Annotated in this window: 19 protein-coding genes and 4 pseudogenes; 4 read left to right on the plus strand and 19 right to left on the minus strand. The window is 42.1% G+C overall.

What is annotated here, in order from left to right; genetic code table 11:
• Window positions 1-191 precede the first annotated feature (191 nt).
• Complete coding sequence (citH, locus tag NYE53_RS19765) at window positions 192-1,475, plus strand: citrate transporter CitH (protein ID WP_277736814.1); 1,284 nt, start codon at window positions 192-194, stop codon at window positions 1,473-1,475.
• Between the two features lie 117 nt (window positions 1,476-1,592).
• Here the strand turns inward: citH and NYE53_RS19770 are convergent, their stop codons facing one another.
• The 6 genes and pseudogenes from NYE53_RS19770 to NYE53_RS19795 form a co-directional block, all read right to left on the minus strand.
• A complete protein-coding gene (locus tag NYE53_RS19770; RefSeq protein ID WP_339246410.1) occupies window positions 1,593-1,880 on the minus strand; it encodes a DUF5316 family protein in 288 nt (95 codons plus the stop codon).
• A gap of 69 nt (window positions 1,881-1,949) precedes the next feature.
• Window positions 1,950-2,693, minus strand: a complete 744-nt coding sequence (locus NYE53_RS19775) for a hypothetical protein (RefSeq protein WP_243571685.1) — start codon at window positions 2,691-2,693, stop codon at window positions 1,950-1,952.
• Window positions 2,694-3,107: 414 nt separating this feature from the next.
• A pseudogene (locus NYE53_RS19780) lies at window positions 3,108-3,470 on the minus strand (family 1 glycosylhydrolase); the annotation flags it as partial.
• Window positions 3,471-3,687: 217 nt separating this feature from the next.
• Window positions 3,688-4,416: a beta-glucanase gene (bglS, locus tag NYE53_RS19785; RefSeq protein WP_015483903.1), complete on the minus strand. Its 729-nt coding sequence runs from the start codon at window positions 4,414-4,416 to the stop codon at window positions 3,688-3,690.
• A gap of 296 nt (window positions 4,417-4,712) precedes the next feature.
• Window positions 4,713-5,546 carry a transcriptional antiterminator LicT gene (gene licT / locus NYE53_RS19790; protein ID WP_187953915.1) on the minus strand — a complete coding sequence of 278 codons (834 nt, stop codon included), beginning with the start codon at window positions 5,544-5,546 and terminating at the stop codon, window positions 4,713-4,715.
• A gap of 94 nt (window positions 5,547-5,640) precedes the next feature.
• A complete protein-coding gene (locus tag NYE53_RS19795) occupies window positions 5,641-6,321 on the minus strand; it encodes a hypothetical protein (protein ID WP_187953914.1) in 681 nt (226 codons plus the stop codon).
• Window positions 6,322-6,527: 206 nt separating this feature from the next.
• Between NYE53_RS19795 and NYE53_RS19800 the strand changes: the two genes are divergently transcribed.
• A complete protein-coding gene (locus NYE53_RS19800) occupies window positions 6,528-7,814 on the plus strand; it encodes an MFS transporter (protein WP_339246416.1) in 1,287 nt (428 codons plus the stop codon).
• A gap of 18 nt (window positions 7,815-7,832) precedes the next feature.
• Here the strand turns inward: NYE53_RS19800 and dbpA are convergent, their stop codons facing one another.
• Both dbpA and NYE53_RS19810 read right to left on the minus strand, forming a co-directional pair.
• On the minus strand, window positions 7,833-9,272 hold the full coding sequence (dbpA, locus tag NYE53_RS19805) for an ATP-dependent RNA helicase DbpA (protein ID WP_339246419.1): 1,440 nt from the start codon (window positions 9,270-9,272) through the stop codon (window positions 7,833-7,835).
• A gap of 82 nt (window positions 9,273-9,354) precedes the next feature.
• Window positions 9,355-10,503: a GDSL-type esterase/lipase family protein gene (locus NYE53_RS19810; RefSeq protein WP_327828868.1), complete on the minus strand. Its 1,149-nt coding sequence runs from the start codon at window positions 10,501-10,503 to the stop codon at window positions 9,355-9,357.
• A 164-nt stretch (window positions 10,504-10,667) separates the two neighbouring features.
• On the opposite strand from NYE53_RS19810, the gene NYE53_RS19815 reads away from it, so the two are divergent.
• Together NYE53_RS19815 and NYE53_RS19820 are read left to right on the plus strand one after the other, a co-directional pair.
• Window positions 10,668-11,003 carry a PadR family transcriptional regulator gene (locus NYE53_RS19815; protein WP_327828867.1) on the plus strand — a complete coding sequence of 112 codons (336 nt, stop codon included), beginning with the start codon at window positions 10,668-10,670 and terminating at the stop codon, window positions 11,001-11,003.
• A gap of 2 nt (window positions 11,004-11,005) precedes the next feature.
• Window positions 11,006-11,527 carry a DUF2812 domain-containing protein gene (locus NYE53_RS19820; RefSeq protein ID WP_327828866.1) on the plus strand — a complete coding sequence of 174 codons (522 nt, stop codon included), beginning with the start codon at window positions 11,006-11,008 and terminating at the stop codon, window positions 11,525-11,527.
• Between the two features lie 213 nt (window positions 11,528-11,740).
• Here NYE53_RS19820 and NYE53_RS19825 read toward each other — a convergent pair.
• The 11 genes and pseudogenes from NYE53_RS19825 to NYE53_RS19875 all read right to left on the minus strand — a co-directional run.
• A pseudogene (locus tag NYE53_RS19825) lies at window positions 11,741-11,869 on the minus strand (hypothetical protein); the annotation flags it as partial.
• Between the two features lie 17 nt (window positions 11,870-11,886).
• Window positions 11,887-12,339, minus strand: a pseudogene (locus NYE53_RS19830) (hypothetical protein).
• A 16-nt stretch (window positions 12,340-12,355) separates the two neighbouring features.
• Window positions 12,356-12,652 (minus strand): YxiJ family protein, encoded by a 297-nt coding sequence (locus tag NYE53_RS19835; protein ID WP_339246424.1) that lies wholly within the window; start codon window positions 12,650-12,652, stop codon window positions 12,356-12,358.
• A gap of 17 nt (window positions 12,653-12,669) precedes the next feature.
• Window positions 12,670-12,981, minus strand: coding sequence for a hypothetical protein (locus NYE53_RS19840; protein WP_032725070.1), 312 nt, complete (start codon window positions 12,979-12,981; stop codon window positions 12,670-12,672).
• Window positions 12,982-13,007: 26 nt separating this feature from the next.
• On the minus strand, window positions 13,008-13,256 hold the full coding sequence (locus tag NYE53_RS19845; protein WP_339246426.1) for a hypothetical protein: 249 nt from the start codon (window positions 13,254-13,256) through the stop codon (window positions 13,008-13,010).
• 17 nt (window positions 13,257-13,273) lie between these two features.
• A complete protein-coding gene (locus tag NYE53_RS19850; RefSeq protein WP_339246429.1) occupies window positions 13,274-13,489 on the minus strand; it encodes a hypothetical protein in 216 nt (71 codons plus the stop codon).
• A gap of 20 nt (window positions 13,490-13,509) precedes the next feature.
• Complete coding sequence (locus NYE53_RS19855) at window positions 13,510-14,268, minus strand: Imm26 family immunity protein (RefSeq protein ID WP_339246431.1); 759 nt, start codon at window positions 14,266-14,268, stop codon at window positions 13,510-13,512.
• 25 nt (window positions 14,269-14,293) lie between these two features.
• Entirely contained in the window at window positions 14,294-14,782 is a 489-nt protein-coding gene (locus tag NYE53_RS19860) for a DUF2716 domain-containing protein (protein ID WP_339246434.1), read from the minus strand.
• 16 nt (window positions 14,783-14,798) lie between these two features.
• Entirely contained in the window at window positions 14,799-15,251 is a 453-nt protein-coding gene (locus tag NYE53_RS19865) for a hypothetical protein (protein WP_327828908.1), read from the minus strand.
• A gap of 72 nt (window positions 15,252-15,323) precedes the next feature.
• Window positions 15,324-15,650, minus strand: a pseudogene (locus tag NYE53_RS19870) (DNA-binding protein); the annotation flags it as partial.
• Window positions 15,651-15,691: 41 nt separating this feature from the next.
• On the minus strand, window positions 15,692-16,108 hold the full coding sequence (locus NYE53_RS19875) for a hypothetical protein (protein WP_339246437.1): 417 nt from the start codon (window positions 16,106-16,108) through the stop codon (window positions 15,692-15,694).
• Window positions 16,109-16,120: the final 12 nt, after the last annotated feature.

The raw sequence follows: 16,120 nt of genomic DNA on the forward strand, positions 1-16,120 counted from the left end.
CCCTTTTTAAAACGAAACATTCTACAGCACATTTACCCGTGGCGTTCTTCATATAAACTGCTAATCCGCTCATTAGGATTTTTGGTCTACATATAAATATGCGGTCATACACATTTGAAATAAGCCTTCTTCACAGAAAGAAAGGATGGAAGCGCTTACCAAAAAAGCTGTTGAATAGGGGAGGTCATATCATGCTTGCCATACTCGGTTTTGTGATGATGATTGTCTTTATGTACCTTATTATGTCTAACCGGCTTTCCGCTCTTATTGCTTTGATTGTCGTTCCTATTGTGTTCGCCCTGATCAGCGGATTTGGCAAAGATCTCGGCGAGATGATGATTCAGGGCGTTACAGACCTCGCCCCTACCGGTATCATGCTGTTATTCGCCATCCTGTATTTCGGCATTATGATTGACTCAGGCCTGTTTGATCCTCTCATTGCCAAAATCTTATCGTTTGTCAAAGGAGATCCGTTAAAAATCGCCGTAGGCACAGCGGTTCTGACAATGACCATTTCGCTGGACGGAGATGGGACAACAACCTATATGATTACCATTGCAGCGATGCTGCCTCTTTACAAACGGCTCGGCATGAACCGTTTGGTGTTAGCGGGAATAGCGATGCTCGGTTCGGGGGTTATGAATATTATCCCGTGGGGCGGGCCGACTGCGAGGGTTTTGGCTTCCTTAAAATTGGACACGTCAGAGGTCTTTACGCCCCTGATTCCTGCTATGATCGCCGGCATTCTCTGGGTGATCGCCGTTGCTTACATCCTCGGAAAGAAAGAGCGGAAGCGGCTCGGCGTCATTTCGATTGATCACGCACCGTCTTCCGATCCGGAGGCCGCACCACTCAAGCGTCCCGCTCTTCAATGGTTTAACCTGCTGCTGACTGTCGCTCTGATGGCCGCACTGATCACCAGCCTGCTGCCGCTCCCTGTTCTTTTTATGACTGCGTTCGCCGTCGCCTTGATGGTCAACTATCCAAATGTCAAAGAGCAGCAGAAACGAATCTCGGCGCATGCGGGTAATGCGTTAAACGTTGTCTCAATGGTGTTTGCTGCGGGCATATTCACAGGCATTCTCTCCGGCACAAAAATGGTCGATGCCATGGCGCATTCTCTCGTTTCACTCATTCCTGATGCCATGGGCCCGCACCTGCCGTTGATCACTGCGATCGTCAGCATGCCATTCACCTTTTTCATGTCGAATGACGCCTTTTACTTCGGTGTCCTTCCCATCATCGCCGAAGCCGCTTCCGCTTACGGAATAGACGCCGCTGAAATCGGAAGAGCCTCCTTGCTGGGGCAGCCTGTGCATCTGCTCAGCCCGCTTGTGCCTTCCACCTATCTTTTGGTTGGAATGGCAGGCGTCAGCTTTGGCGACCATCAAAAATTCACTATTAAATGGGCCGTGGGAACAACGATTGTGATGACGATTGCGGCGCTTTTGATTGGGATTATTTCGTTTTCTTGAACTTTTGAGTGCTGAAAATTCACTGTTTAAAAGATTATAATAAGAAAAAACTAGAGGTGACGGTTCATTTAGAAAAATAATAAACAAAATAAAAAAGCATCCTTAAAAGGAGCTTTTTTATTTTGTGCTGAGTAGGTAAATTACAACAATAACAGATGGTATCGCGAGTATTATCAAATTTAACGTGTTTTTTATTCTAAACTGTCTGTTTTCCTTTGTTTCAGAGTAATGGTTTGCTCGTTGTCTATCACCACTTACCGCTAATCCTGAGATTAAAACAGCTATCCCTATTATAATAATTGATACTGTACCAAATATTGATTCATAAGATATATTTCCTCTAAAAAGGTAACCAATAACGCCTTCAACTGCTGCCAAAATTACACCTAAAATTAAAAATTTCATTGAAATCGTCCTTTTCTAAAGTATTAGGGTTATAAAAAAAGCCTCATAGAGGCTTTTTTATTATAACACTTACCACATTAGATTGTTTAAGAAAAGTTCCCAAGATTTACTGCCTGATTTTTTCAGTTTAATATAAGATGTAGCTCCAAATTTACTTGCGCTAACCCCAGTTCTGGCAATAGGATACCATGATGGTGGAGTATAGCTATAAGTCAAACCCTTAGGATATTGATATTTAGCTTTGTTTATTACACCATGACTTTCAGTTACTCCTATTGCTGCAAATCCAACTTTCATGCCAGATGCTGTATAGTGCCAATCACTAATTTTCCAGCCTCCAGAAACTTTTGTAAGTTTGTAATAAATTCTTCCACCAGAACCTCTGTACTTCTGGTATTTTACTGTTTGATATGCTTTTGCTCCATGTGTAGAATCCCATTTCTCATCAGAATAGCTCCCACTACCGTCACTTACCGCTAACGTTGTAAAGTTATATGTTTCGATTTTTTCGCCTTTGTTATTTGTTTTGGTTTCTAATAGTTGAGAAGTTTCATATGTTTTCTGGTTGTTTTTAAAGTCTACTGATTGTGTTGAGAAAGTTCCTGTTCCACGTTTTTGCTTTACTTTATCCGTATCTTCTAAAATATGTTTTTTTGCTCTATCTAACAATTTTGAAGGATCGGTAATTTCTTTGTTTTTCTTTACTACTTTAAATTCATCTGTCCTTTCAGCAGCTACTGCTGAGTTGATGTTTAAGGACAGAATGATAGTAATTGCGAGTAAAGTTAAAATACAGGACTTTAATACTTTCATTGTGTACCACCTTTTTGAAATTTATAGATATATTTAACAACTATTTAATAGTACCACTTTTTATATAGGTAAATCCTTAAAATTACCTTAAAAGATATTGTTGGAATCGGGTCCATTTATATGTAATAACTAAAACAAAAACAGAACCCTTTATTGGATCTGTTTTTGTTTTAGTTCAGATGATAGAAATCGCTTTTATAACTCCTCAAAAATGCGCGATCCACTTAATCAAAAATCCAACTTGACTAATAAATCCAAAATCTAAAAACTACACAATTTCTTCATAGAATCTCTCCAATTATTCACACAAAAAACAGGCTGTTCTACAGTAGGGGTTTCGGTTGAACAGCCTGACTTTTTATTTTAATGATCCACCGTTTGCAGCAATCAGCTCTTTATACAAGAAAAGCTTTTCTAGAGGATACAGCGCAGGTCCTTCAGATCGAATTCAACATGGTTCACGTAAATATCGTTGTAGCGTTTCGAGTAGCCATGGACTAGATATCAAGTCAATGGCTGACCAGGGAAGTAGCAGAACTCATCTACGCCGTTTGTGATCGTCCACTGAATTTGTTCGATATGCTGTCTTATATAATCAATGCGGTAATTATCATTATCTTAACGTTTTCTTCTAATTGATCGAAAGCGCCAAGCCCGTTTTCCATAATGATCAAAGGCAGCTTATAACGGTCATATATTTCTCTTAGCGTGGAATGGAAACCGACCGGATCAATCTCCCAGCCAAGTCATTTTCTTCAAATGCGGGTTGCCGCTGCCGTGGGAACAACGATTGTGATGACGATTGCCGCACTTTTGATTGGGATTATTTCTTTCTAAATGTATGAGCTTGATCGTAGCATTGAGTGAGTACGTGATTTACAGAGGGGAGAAGATCAAATAGGATATTATGAGTGAATAGAAGATTCATGCCAACAACTCCTCATTACAATCATAAGAGCCTGCTATATTGCAGCAGGCTCTTTCACATTTGGCATTATTTTTTTGTATAGCGCACCCAGTCATAATGAGCGTATAGCGGATTTACACCATTGTAGGAGCCAAGCCATTCATCGACACCCGTGCCATTCCACAAGTTCATCATGATCTTTCCAGGTGTTGTCGGAATTTGGTTTGTTGCAGTATGTTTTAATTGCCCATCGACATACCATTTAATAGAGTTTGGCTGCCAATCGAATGCATACGTATGATAGGCATTGGCTGCATCAAACCCGAGATCAACAATCTTCTCATGGTTTCCTGCACCATTTGTATAATAGTTAAATTGAACCTTTGTTGTATCTTTTCCTAAAAATTCGATATCAATCTCATCCCAAGGAGTTCCATCTGTTGGACCTGTGTAAGTGAAGAACGATGAAACGATCCCTGTGTTTTTAGCTGGTTTCATTCTGACTTCATAAAGTCCATAGCCATATGTTTGAACAGAACGGTTTTCCCCGCAGTCAAACTTGTTATAGGATGGGCTTGTTAGCGCTAAACGCATTTCACCCAATGACGTCATTGATACATTATTAGCCCGCCACGTGCAGTTGAACATATTTCCATTCGAATAACCATCTGCTTTTTGCCAAAAACCGGAGTTATAGCCGTTAAAAGGGTCAAAAAACGATCCACCTGTTTGAGCCGAGGCAGTAGAAGTGACTGCAAACAAACTCATAAACAATCCAGTGACAAGAAGCAGCAACACTCGTTTCAGATAAGGCATATTGGCATTCCCCTTTCATCGAAAGCGTTTTCTATGTTGATCTTACATGATTCTTCTAAAAGGGAACATCGGTCAAAATAATGATAATACCGAATCTTACTTACTTGAATCCTGTAACTATCATCATCTTCCCTCTGAAAAAAATAAAAACCTAAATTACCATCAGCACAGACAGAGATGATCCGCACTCATTGTAATTTAGGTTTTGCCTGCTTTATCAGTAACAATCCTAACATTATCATATGGAAATGTAAGAAAAAAACGAACACACGAAAATAAAAATGTCAGCGCTCTCATTATGCTTGTTTAACTACCCTTTCTATGTGAATGGTTAAATACAGCAGCTCGTCACTTGTGAGCTTGTGCTCATACTCCCGCTCAATGTAGGTTTGGATTTTCTTCGTGCATTCATACGCGCGATGATACTTTTCTTTCACTGTATCCAGCAAAAAATCGTCCTGGCTTTCCATGTGAGTGCCGTTAAAAAGACGCTGCGCGAAAAATTTTAAGTGGGTGACGAACCGATAATAGTGAAGCGATTCTTCGTTGAATTCAATCTTAAAATGGTATTTTACAATACTCAAAATCTCTTGCATGACTTTTGTAATGTTGATAATATTGGGCATCTCTTCATTCAGCTCGGCATTTACAATATGCAGAGCAATAAAGCCTGCTTCATCCTCTGGCAGAGACACACCTGTCTTGTTTTTTACCATAACCAACGCTTCTTTGCCGATCGCAAATTCGTCTTTGTACAGCCGTTTTGTTTCCCACAGCAAGGCGTTTTTGATATCAAGCCCTTTCTGGTTGCGCTGGATGGCAAAGTTAATATGGTCGGTCAGCGACACATAGATGCTGTCGTTGAGCTTTTTGCCGAGCTGTAATTTTGCGTAGCTGATAATCTCTTCGGATACTTCCATACACTCGATCGGTATATCATACAAAAGGGTTTTGAACTTTTCTGATATATCCTTGTTATCGAGCGTGAACACTTTCTCAATGCGGGCTTCATCGACATCATCGCCGGACTTTTTCTGAAACGCGAGCCCCCTGCCCATGACGACCAATTCTTTCCCTTGTTCATTGACCACGCTGATCACATTATTGTTGATCACCTTCGCAATTTTCATGACATGTCCCTCCAATCAACTAAGAACAGACTATATCTTGATTGTACATTCTTTTTGTACTAGGTCAATATCATCAGGGAAAGACGGAAGCTGATCAGTACAATTCACTCCGTACCTGCTGTCCGGGCTGTTTTTGAAGCAGCGCCTCCAGATGGCGTTCAAATGATGCCTTGTCAGCTTTCTGCTTTCTGACAATGCTGTTCATGATTTTGACGCTTTCGGCGCTGTATTGTGTATATTGTTTTTTCAGCTGATCCAGCTGCTGTCTTGTCTTCTTCGCGTTTTTCGGTGTGACTTGGCCGATGAGTTTGATCATATTGTCTGCGGTCTCAAAAAAAGCGGCTCTATTTTCTGTCAGCTGCTGAATTTCGATGCGGCTCATGTCTTGATTACGCGTTTTTTGAAGCAAGGCGACCGCCTCGCTGTTTTGTTTTTTGAGCGATTTGTTCTCAAGCTTAATCGATTCGAGATTCTCCTTCGCAATGTCTGCTTCTTCTTCAGTCATGCTGCTTCGCACGAAGTATTCTGGATTGCCGATTCCATAATCAAATGCTTCGCTCACTTGTATCATGGAACTGAACACAATGGCCAGCTGCCTGTCGCTTGCGAGGGCTTGGAAATCCTGCTTTTTCTTGCTGCTCATCGGTTTGGCTGCGGTTTGTTTTACTGTCTTTTGATCACAGTCTGCGAACATCTGAGCCTCACCTTCACTTTCGCATGCGCTCATCACAAGAACTGTGACCAGCAGGCTTATACACAAGCCTATTCGCCTCATGCTCTGTCTCCTCTCTGCTGAATTCCTTCTGGAAAATACCATGAAATATAGTTAAATGGTACCAGATACACCTAACCCCAGCAATAAATCAAAAGTATGATTTGAAGCGAAAAAACATAAATATTTTGTAAAAATTGACGTGCATTCCATTCTTTTCAGGCCCATTTTTCGTACAATAGAAGTATCGTTACCGGAGAGGGGCTCTGATGATGAAACGTTTTACGAAACAAGAAAACAGCTGGGTATTATATGACTGGGCAAATTCTGCTTACTCAATTGTCGTGACCACCGCGGTATTTCCGTTATTTTATAAATCAGCAGCTGCGGAAAGCGGTGTCAGCGCCGCTCAATCGACTGCCTATCTGGGCTATACCATTGCGATTTCAACGTTTATTCTTGCGATACTCGGCCCTATTTTAGGCACAATCGCCGACTATGAAGGGTGCAAGAAAAAGTTCTTCGGTTTCTTTGTGTCAGCCGGTGTCGCCAGCACCGCGATGCTCGCCTTTATCCCTAGTGAACATTGGCTGCTATTGTTGCTGTTTTATACAATATCGGCTATCGGTTTTTCCGGCGCCAATGTGTTTTATGATGCCTTTCTCGTTGACGTCACGCCTGAGAAACGAATGAATCTCGTCTCGGCACGGGGATTTGGCTTAGGATACATTGGCAGCACGATTCCATTTATCATCAGTATTGCTGTCATCCTGCTCGCACAAGCAGAGACTATTCCAGTGTCTGTATCGGCAGCAAGCCAGCTGTCCTTTTTCATAACGGCTGCCTGGTGGGGGCTGTTCACTATCCCAATGATTAAACATGTCCATCAACGCTATTACATCAAAAGAGAACCTCATATTGTCATCAACAGCTTTAAGCGGCTCGGCCAGACGATGAAACGGATCAGGCAATACCGGGCACTTTTCCTCTTTTTGCTCGCTTATTTCTTTTATATCGACGGAGTCGGCACGATTATTACGATGTCGACATCCTATGGATCAGATTTAGGGATCGGTTCCTCAAGCCTCCTGATCATCCTATTTGTCACCCAGGTGGTCGCTGCGCCGTTTTCGATTATATACGGAAAACTGGCAGAACGCTTCACGGGGAAGACCATGCTGTACGTCGGGATCGTCATTTATATAATCGTTTGCGTGTATGCCTATTTTATGGAGACAACGCTTGATTTCTGGATACTGGCTATGCTTGTCGCCACCTCGCAGGGCGGTATTCAAGCCCTCAGCCGTTCCTATTTCGCCAAGCTTGTGCCAAAGCGCCACGCCAATGAATTCTTTGGCTTCTACAATATTTTTGGAAAATTCGCCTCAATTATGGGGCCGCTGCTCATTGCCGTTACCGCCCAGCTGACCGGGAAATCCTCGACTGCGGTGTTCAGCCTGATCATTTTGTTTGTGATTGGTATTGTGATTCTTGCCTTTGTTCCCGAGGAAACCAGCACAGATGTCAGCCAGCAGCAAAATGACCTGCCCCTTTAACTGGGAGCAGGTCATTCATCATTTATTCGCTTTATTCACCTTCAGCTGTTTCCCTTTGACGGTTGTGTTCTTCATCACTTTGAGAACATGAGGGCCTTTACCATTTAAAATCTCAACGTATGAGGCGTTATCCATGATCGTGATGATGCCGATGTCGTCAGCTGACACACCGTCAATTTTGGCAATCGTTCCTACAAAATCAACGGCTCTGATTTTCTTTTTCTTTCCGCCGTTAAAATACAGCTTCATAATGTCTTTATTCAGCTCTTCGCTTTTGTCCTTTTTGCTTTCCGGACGGTCATTCAGTTTAGCTAGAAATTCTGGTTTCTTCCTTGCCACTTCCTCTTGAGAAGGGGCTTCTATTTTTTGGATTTCAAATCCGATATATTCTTCAATGTCGGCTAAAAACCGTTTTTCGAAGGCCGTGACAAACGAAATGGCCTTTCCTTTGTTCCCTGCGCGTCCCGTTCGGCCCGTGCGGTGGACATAGCTTTCTTTTTCAAGCGGCAGATCATAGTTGATGACAAGGGAGATATTTTCAATATCAATCCCGCGCGCGGCGACATCCGTTGCCACTAAGTAACGGTACTCGCCACGTTTAAATTCATTCATGACGTCGAAGCGGTCTTCCTGAATCATTCCGCCGTGAATTTTATCGCATGGATATCCTAAGTCATCCAATTCATCAGTCAGCTGATTGACGTGCTCCTTCGTTCGGCAGAAAATGATGCAGCTGTCGGGATTCTCCGTCATCAGCACATCTTTCAGCAATGAAAACTTATTCTCTTCTCTTACTTGAATCACCGCATGTTCAATATTTCTTGTGGTTAGGCCGGCCGCTTTGATTTCAATATGCTCCGGGTTTTGCATGTATTGACGGCTTAATTTCTCAATATCCTCCGGCAGCGTCGCCGAAAACAGCATCGTCGTGCGCTCAGTCGGCAGATGCTTGATAATCGCCTCCACCTGCTCGATGAAGCCCATATTCAGCATCTCATCCGCTTCATCAATGACCAAATAAGAGAGACGGTCCAACGGCAGCGTTCCTTTTTCGATATGATCCAGAACACGGCCCGGCGTACCGACAACAATGTGGCTTTTTTGTTTAAGCTCAGCTTTTTGTTTGTCAAAGGAGGATTTTCCAAATACGGCTGTCGCTTTGATCCGTTTAAATCGTCCGATGTTCGTGATATCCTCTTTTACTTGCACCGCAAGCTCACGGGTTGGTGTTAAAATAAGCGCCTGCGGCTTGTTTTCATCCCAATCCGCCAGCTCACAGAGAGGAATCCCGAACGAAGCCGTTTTCCCGCTTCCCGTCTGTGATTTGACAACAAGATCCTTTCGTTCAAGGGCAGCGGGGATCACGCTCTGCTGCACCTTGGTCGGTTCTGTATATCCTAGTCCTTCCAGTGCTCGTAAAATGTCATGACTGATTTGATAGTTTTTAAAATGACTCATGTATAAACTCCTGTCTCTTGCAGATGTTCTCATTATACTCTAATTGACGAAGGCGTATGTGTTTTGTCGAGAAAATGACGTGTTAAAAGCCATCGATTCCCTGGCGTTTTAGCTCTTGAACAGCCAATCGCGCCAGTGCGTCGGCCCCCGTGCGGTTCGGGTGCAGCGTATCTCCATCCATATAAAGCCCAAGTGTTTTTTCCGGACCGATCGATGTAAAGTATGCCGAGCTGAGGACATTTAAGTCAATGAGGTGTGTTTTTTCCTCTTCGGCCAAAGCTAAAATAGATGCCCTGTACCATCTGTTTACAGACGAATGGATGCCCTCAGAAGTAAAATCGGTCGCCCGGCCCTGGGGCGTTGATAGGATGACGTCCGCTCCTTTCGCTTTCACCTGACGAATCATATCACGCATCATCTCTTTAAATTCCGCTTCAGATTCATTATGCTTCGGATTTGTGTCATTAATGCCGAGCTGCAACATAAAATAATCCCCCGGCTTGATGTACTTCAAGATCGCCTCAAGCTGTCCATCATTTCTGAACCCTCTCGCGATCTGCCCGCCGGACGCCATGTTTCTCACTTGAAAGGTGTGTTTATCGATATAGTGAGGCAGCATCTGCCCCCAGCCCGCCTGCTTGCTGCTGTTGAGCGGATAATAATTGCACACCGTCGAGTCGCCGCCGACATAAATGGTTCGGTTCGTCACCGGCTGATCAGACAATTTCTTGATTTTCAAGGCGCTGAGCGTAAAAGCAGTGCCAGCTTTTCCCTCTGTCACCAGCAGATTCAGCTGCCCGTCGGTGACAGGAATTTGGAACGTATCCTCCGCGCCATCCCCTGTCATATTAATGACCTGAAACACGCCCTCCGCCGCCACACTGGCCCTTGCCGTATTGCCAAGCGTCACCTTCACCTCATAAAGCCCATTCGGGAGATCCACTTGAAACGTGTTATTGCTTTTCGTCCCATACGCTAAAAATTGAACCGCATCACTCTTCACACCAGTTCCGGATGCCGCCACATCCTTCATATTCTCCGGTGTTTGAAAACCGTAGCCCTTTGACCGATCATACCGATCAGACGCCCTGACACCAATGTAATCAGGCTCCACTGAACCGCTTCCAAAGTCAAACTGATACACCTTCGGCTCCGCTGCCTTCACCCTCTCATTCCCGCCAAAACACAGCATCAGCATCATCACAAAAACCGCTGCCATCCATTTTTTCATCAAGACTCCCCCTCTATGAAAACGAATACATTAATGCATACTCGGTGATTGTTTCTTTATGATGACAGAAGGGAGAAAAAAATTGCGTTGACAAACAAAAAGGAAGATTTTATTATATCAATAAGTGATATATCATTAGTTGATATAAGAAATGAGGTGACCGCTTGCCAAAGCAGCGTCCGCAGGAAATGGGTCAGCTTACCGATCCAGCCTATTATATTGTCTTAACCTTGCTGGAGCCAAAACATGGATATTCGATCATGCAGGAGATTGAAGACATGACCGATGACTCCTTCACGATCGGCCCGGCTACCTTATATACATTGTTAAAGAAATTACTGCAAGAAGGGATCATTGAGCTTGTCAACAATGACAACCCGCGCCGCAAAGTGTACCAAACCACCTTGCACGGCCAAGAACTACTCAAAAAAGAAATTCAGCGCAGAAAAGTGATGGCTGAACACGGCGAACGCGCTTATCAGCAATTGAAAGGGGATTAGTCATGAAACAGAAAAAATTTATGATGTCCGAAGGCTTGGCCTTTTCAGAAGAAAAGGATATGAAGAGACTAAGTGATATGGCCAGCAAAGGCTGGTTGCTCGATTCATTTGCGGTTATGGGGTATAAGCTTAGAAAAGCTGAGCCCCGGAAATTGATCTACAGTATTGATTATCATGATGTTGAGGAAGAAAGCTTGGCGGAATACACCGTGATGTTTGAAGCGGCCGGATGGGAACATGTTTGCTCTTCACAAGGTATGCATATCTTTTCGGCTGAGCCTGGAACTTCGCCGATATACAGTGATCAATCCACCATGAGAGAGAAATATAAAAGAAGCGAAAAAGACGTTCGAAACGTAACCTGCACCTTGAGCTTCCTGACTCTCTTGTCAATTGCACTCCATTATGTAACCGGATTATCAAATTGGGTGCCTTTGGCTTTCCTGGTTGTGACTTTTCCATTTCTCATGACATATGCGGCAACAAAAGCAAGAACGCTTGGAAAGTGGGGAAAATCAATGTGACTTCTTGTCACACTTGATCACATCCCAACCTCCGCAATAGAAACTCATCTGATCTTCTTGATCATACACATAATAACGGAGCCTTTCCCATTGATCATCAGTCGGTTCAATCTCCAACTCAACCGCATCGATGGATTCAAGGTCATCCAGCTTTGATGCACTAATGTTTTCAAACCGCAATTGAATGTCACAGGTTTGAGCAGATAGTTTTAATTCAAACACAGGAATTTGAATATAACGATCATCTTCTTTCATATAGAAAGAAAACTCGTTTAATGTAAATGGACCTGTATCCTCATCAGAAAGATGCTTTTTCAATTTCTCGTATTGTGTGATATTCAAATGAATTCCCCCTATTTTTATGAGTGATCGCTAACCATATAAATGTCCACAGCATCGAATTCAAACCACATGATCCGTTCGCCTGAGTCCGTTAGGCATTGGAGTTTGCCTTCGGAAAAATAGTTTTTATCCGGTTGAGGGTCAGTGGTCAGAAAAACATCATCATTGATAGAAGCTAACAGAAAGAGCAAATCTGCAATGTCCCGGTCTGCTTCATGTACTACGCATTGGAAATGAAATTGCCTTTTCGCCAGCTTCGTCACCTTGTAAGCATAGCCTTTGACAAACTCTTACAGGTCTTCTATAAATGAACCAGTCGTTATCACCTGTATCATGATTCGCTCACAGGTAAGCCCTTGCCAAAAACGATAAAACGACTCTGCATCTTTAAGTTCGCATGACGTAACGATTTGGTCAGGTTTAAGATCAACCATGTCCAAATTGCCGATACTTATAGAGGTTTTTTCCATAAAACCTTCCCCCTTATCAGTTGGATAGCGCAACGCAAATCTCTTGTCTGACTTGTTCATACAAGAGAATGTGATGATACAGATCCTTATCGTTTTTGATCATATCCGGCGGGATGTCAGGATACAGCTCAAAAAAGCTTTTCTCCAACGAACGCCGCTGATGCCGGGGCATCCTTTTATTCGCCAGCACATAATCCAAACTGCCATCAACAAGCATAAAAAACTCATAGATGTCTGCTTCAAATCCGTACAGTTCATCAGGATACGGCTTTTCTTCAAGCTCTCGCTGTCTCTTTTTCAGCTTTTCAAACACGCGATCCTCTCCTCACCCTATTCAACTTCCATCACCTCATATTGCCGGCAATAAAAGCGGAATGTCTGCTCTTCCCATTCTTCCACAAGGTACGTGCCTTGTGGTTGCATTTCAATATGGAGAAGTCCATCTGATAGATTCGATAGGGTTTCGATTTCTCGTATCGTAACGACTGAAACGTCTTTGAATATGACAACAATCGTACGTGAATGATAAACAGCTGCTAACTCAATCGTATAAATGGCACCAAGCACGTGATCTGTTTCTCGATAAAAACGCCATTTCTTGATATGCTGAAACAAAATAGGAGTAGCTCCTGAAATACTCAATTTTGATTCCTCCGTTGATAGCGTCTCTATACTCCATACTCACAGTAAGGCTTCAAATCAGGAAAAGCATCCTGCAACATTCTTTCTATATTTTCATCGGTCACTGTAAATACAATATCTGTTGAATCAAAGAAACCGACTTCGAAAATACATTCTTTCACAGGGGAGATATAATCTTCTTCATAAAAGTCAGCATTCCCATCAACAAACGGAACTTGTGTTATATCATACAGTATCGTCTCTTTAGGCACAGCAGTTAAAATAGAAAATATCACATAAATCTCATATTCATTTAATATACGATGAAATTCCTCACCTGTGATAAAAGATAGTCTTCACGCTCGCCAATGATATCGTTCCAATGCTCCTTATCCTCGGATACATCCATCATATTCAAAATATCGCCAATAACCCAATGATACTCAGTGATACGGAGGGGGAATTGGGTAAAAAAATCACTTAAATGAAAAAGAGTAGAATCAGCATATTCCAGACAAAATCTGCTCATATGATCTCCACCATAACTTCTTACAACTCATACTTAATCAATTCCTCCATCGAGGTTCCCTTGAAATATTGATAAAGAATATCCTCAATACTAAGGTGACCAAATAACCCAATCGGATTGCTAAAGGTCTTCCCCCGTTTTTCATCAACCTCTATTAAATCACTCTCTGCCGCTAATGAATCGTCTTGGCTAATGAGGTATTTTCCATCTTCATACATGACAAATGTTATAGCAGAATGATCAAATTTTTTCATCAAATCTATCGGCACCTTGGAAACAACCTTCCAATTCCCCTGAAGAAAGCCTGTATATCCTGTATTCGCAATAAAAAGGGTTCTTTGCTTTTCTGCCATCATGAGAGAAATGTCTTTTTTACTCAAGCGTTGATCTGTAAAAATATCAAAATACTGAATGAGAAGATCATCATTTTTATCTTTTGCTAAATCTCCTTTTACCACTAATGCATATGTAAACTGATTGATTTGCCGTAAAGGAATTTCAATGACAACACCAGGCCTAACTTCACTTAAAGTAGTTCTTTTTTTCATCTTTAGGTTGATATCAGTGACTTGTTTTCCTTCTAATTCTTTAAAAAGTGAATCGCCGTCTGAGTTTAATACCTGAAAGAGAGTATAAACAAATTCATTTAGAGTAGGCTTGCGATCCAATTGTTCAAGGAACACAGCGTGAAAATCTTCGATGGCGTCGTGACAAATATCCAAACCATCATCACTTACGAATATCTTTTTATTTTTATATTTCTCTTCCCAAAAGCCCATGTTTCACCTCCGTTTTTCAGAACACTCATCTATTTTGAAACAGGATAGACGGATCATTATCTATCGCCTCCAACAGCTCTTCACCAAACACAGTGATTGTCAATTTCCACGGGTCTCCCAAAAGTCCCCAGGAGAAGTCCTGATGAAAAAAGAAATAATAGTCTCCATTTGGAAATACGGGAACAGGCCATTCGCCAAATTCATCCTGAGGCATTGTCTGATGAGGGCTAAAGATATATCCGTCATGCTGCCAGTCTAATGCATACATCACATCGTGTTTTCCAGTACATGATTGAAATGCTTTTAAAATCGAAGTCTCTAAATCATTCAGCACTCTGACCACATCATCATTACTGGCTTTACCGCTCATCCCGCTTGAGATATCAAACACTCGATATGGATCAGGCGGAATGATGTGATGACATCTGCTTCCGGGTTTCCATTTTATGAGCTTGTTCACTTCTGACCAGATGCAGTCTTGTTTTGTCTGACTTAAGGCGCGCCAATTCATCATGATCTCATCCCTACACCTATTGGATATCCTGTTTATAAACACCAGAAGAGGCCACTGCGTAAACAGCGTTGCTTGTCAGTTTCAGATGTTGAACGTCTAGGGCTTCACCGTTCGAGTCATAGCATGTTATCTCTTCCATCTCTTGACTCACATCGGCAGAAATCAAATAAAGAGACGACTCAAGCTCTTCACTGTAACAATTGAACGTCCCAACCAAAAAACCTTCTTCAGATATCGCAAGCTGATCAAATGCTTCTGAGTTCGGCTCTTTATCCGACAGAATCCATACTCGTCTCACGACCGTTTCATCAAATGCGGCAATGACTGCATCTCCGTAATACAGCATATAAATCAAGCCGTTTTTTTCTGCAAGTCCATAACAATCATCTACAGCCGGCGCATCCATTTCTTCGAGCTTTCTATCAATGTGTATTTCCTTCTGCTGACCATCTAACGTAAAACACCACACACTATGGCCGTTGGGATTCTCATCATGATAAATCCCTTCATCACATAAACCGACCCAAAGCTGTTGTTTCTCATCCAAAAGACAGCAGGAAACCCCTGAAGGTAAGTGAAAAGCACTTTTCACCCTTCCCTCTTCTGAAAAAACCTTTACCTTCGGCTCATACGATTCGTAATAAACGAAGACATAGCCATCTGCACATTGTTGAAAGAGCAGAATATCACTGTATGCAATCTGCTCTTTCACTTTAAAATCCCGAACATCACCGGAAGGATCATAGGTTGTAATGGTGATATCACCTTTCAACCCTTTTCCAATGTAGACACGCCCCTGTGGATCAGCATGGAAAAAACAATCTTGGGTGTCCTTGTTGATGATTTTATTCATTTTTAATTTTTTCATTGGTTACGCTCCTAGGTTAGAAATGAAATGATAAGAATAAATCATTTAGTGTTTAATTGGTATGCATAAAACGATTGATCATCAAAGCAAACTGTTTCAGCTTCTATAGCAATCAGCATTCTGTTCATGTCAATGAGAAAGTTAGCATTTGATTGATACTCCGGAATGATAGAATTTGATAGATTCCCGATTCCTTCTGGATGATAACTCATCTCAAATACTTGCCAATTGTATTCTTCCGGATCTATTTTTTCCAATCTCATGTCGCCAACATCTGCACTATAATAAGCGGATGCCACATTTTGAAATAATATTTTATGGGTATATTCAGCTTCACTTTCAAAAACCTTTATATTAAGTGAGAGCTCTTTTTTAAACACATTAAAATCTAAATAAAGGACACTGCACCCCTCATCAATGTAATCAACCCATTCACTAATTGATTTGTACATTGTCATCTCCTGCCTCTT

The sequence above is a fragment of the Bacillus sp. FSL R5-0523 genome (genome assembly GCF_037975295.1).
GTDB lineage: Bacteria > Bacillota > Bacilli > Bacillales > Bacillaceae > Bacillus > Bacillus subtilis.

Coding starts and splice junctions, on each gene's coding strand:
- NYE53_RS19875 (WP_339246437.1), bottom strand. CDS start 16,108: ATGACAATGTACAAATCAATTAGTGAATGGGTTGATTACATTGATGAG.
- dbpA (WP_339246419.1), bottom strand. CDS start 9,272: ATGAGTCATTTTAAAAACTATCAAATCAGTCATGACATTTTACGAGCA.
- licT (WP_187953915.1), bottom strand. CDS start 5,546: ATGAAAATTGCGAAGGTGATCAACAATAATGTGATCAGCGTGGTCAAT.
- NYE53_RS19775 (WP_243571685.1), bottom strand. CDS start 2,693: ATGAAAGTATTAAAGTCCTGTATTTTAACTTTACTCGCAATTACTATC.
- NYE53_RS19820 (WP_327828866.1), top strand. CDS start 11,006: ATGAAACAGAAAAAATTTATGATGTCCGAAGGCTTGGCCTTTTCAGAA.
- bglS (WP_015483903.1), bottom strand. CDS start 4,416: ATGCCTTATCTGAAACGAGTGTTGCTGCTTCTTGTCACTGGATTGTTT.
- NYE53_RS19800 (WP_339246416.1), top strand. CDS start 6,528: ATGATGAAACGTTTTACGAAACAAGAAAACAGCTGGGTATTATATGAC.
- NYE53_RS19795 (WP_187953914.1), bottom strand. CDS start 6,321: ATGAGGCGAATAGGCTTGTGTATAAGCCTGCTGGTCACAGTTCTTGTG.
- NYE53_RS19860 (WP_339246434.1), bottom strand. CDS start 14,782: ATGATGAATTGGCGCGCCTTAAGTCAGACAAAACAAGACTGCATCTGG.
- NYE53_RS19855 (WP_339246431.1), bottom strand. CDS start 14,268: ATGGGCTTTTGGGAAGAGAAATATAAAAATAAAAAGATATTCGTAAGT.
- NYE53_RS19770 (WP_339246410.1), bottom strand. CDS start 1,880: ATGAAATTTTTAATTTTAGGTGTAATTTTGGCAGCAGTTGAAGGCGTT.
- citH (WP_277736814.1), top strand. CDS start 192: ATGCTTGCCATACTCGGTTTTGTGATGATGATTGTCTTTATGTACCTT.
- NYE53_RS19810 (WP_327828868.1), bottom strand. CDS start 10,503: ATGAAAAAATGGATGGCAGCGGTTTTTGTGATGATGCTGATGCTGTGT.
- NYE53_RS19850 (WP_339246429.1), bottom strand. CDS start 13,489: ATGAGCAGATTTTGTCTGGAATATGCTGATTCTACTCTTTTTCATTTA.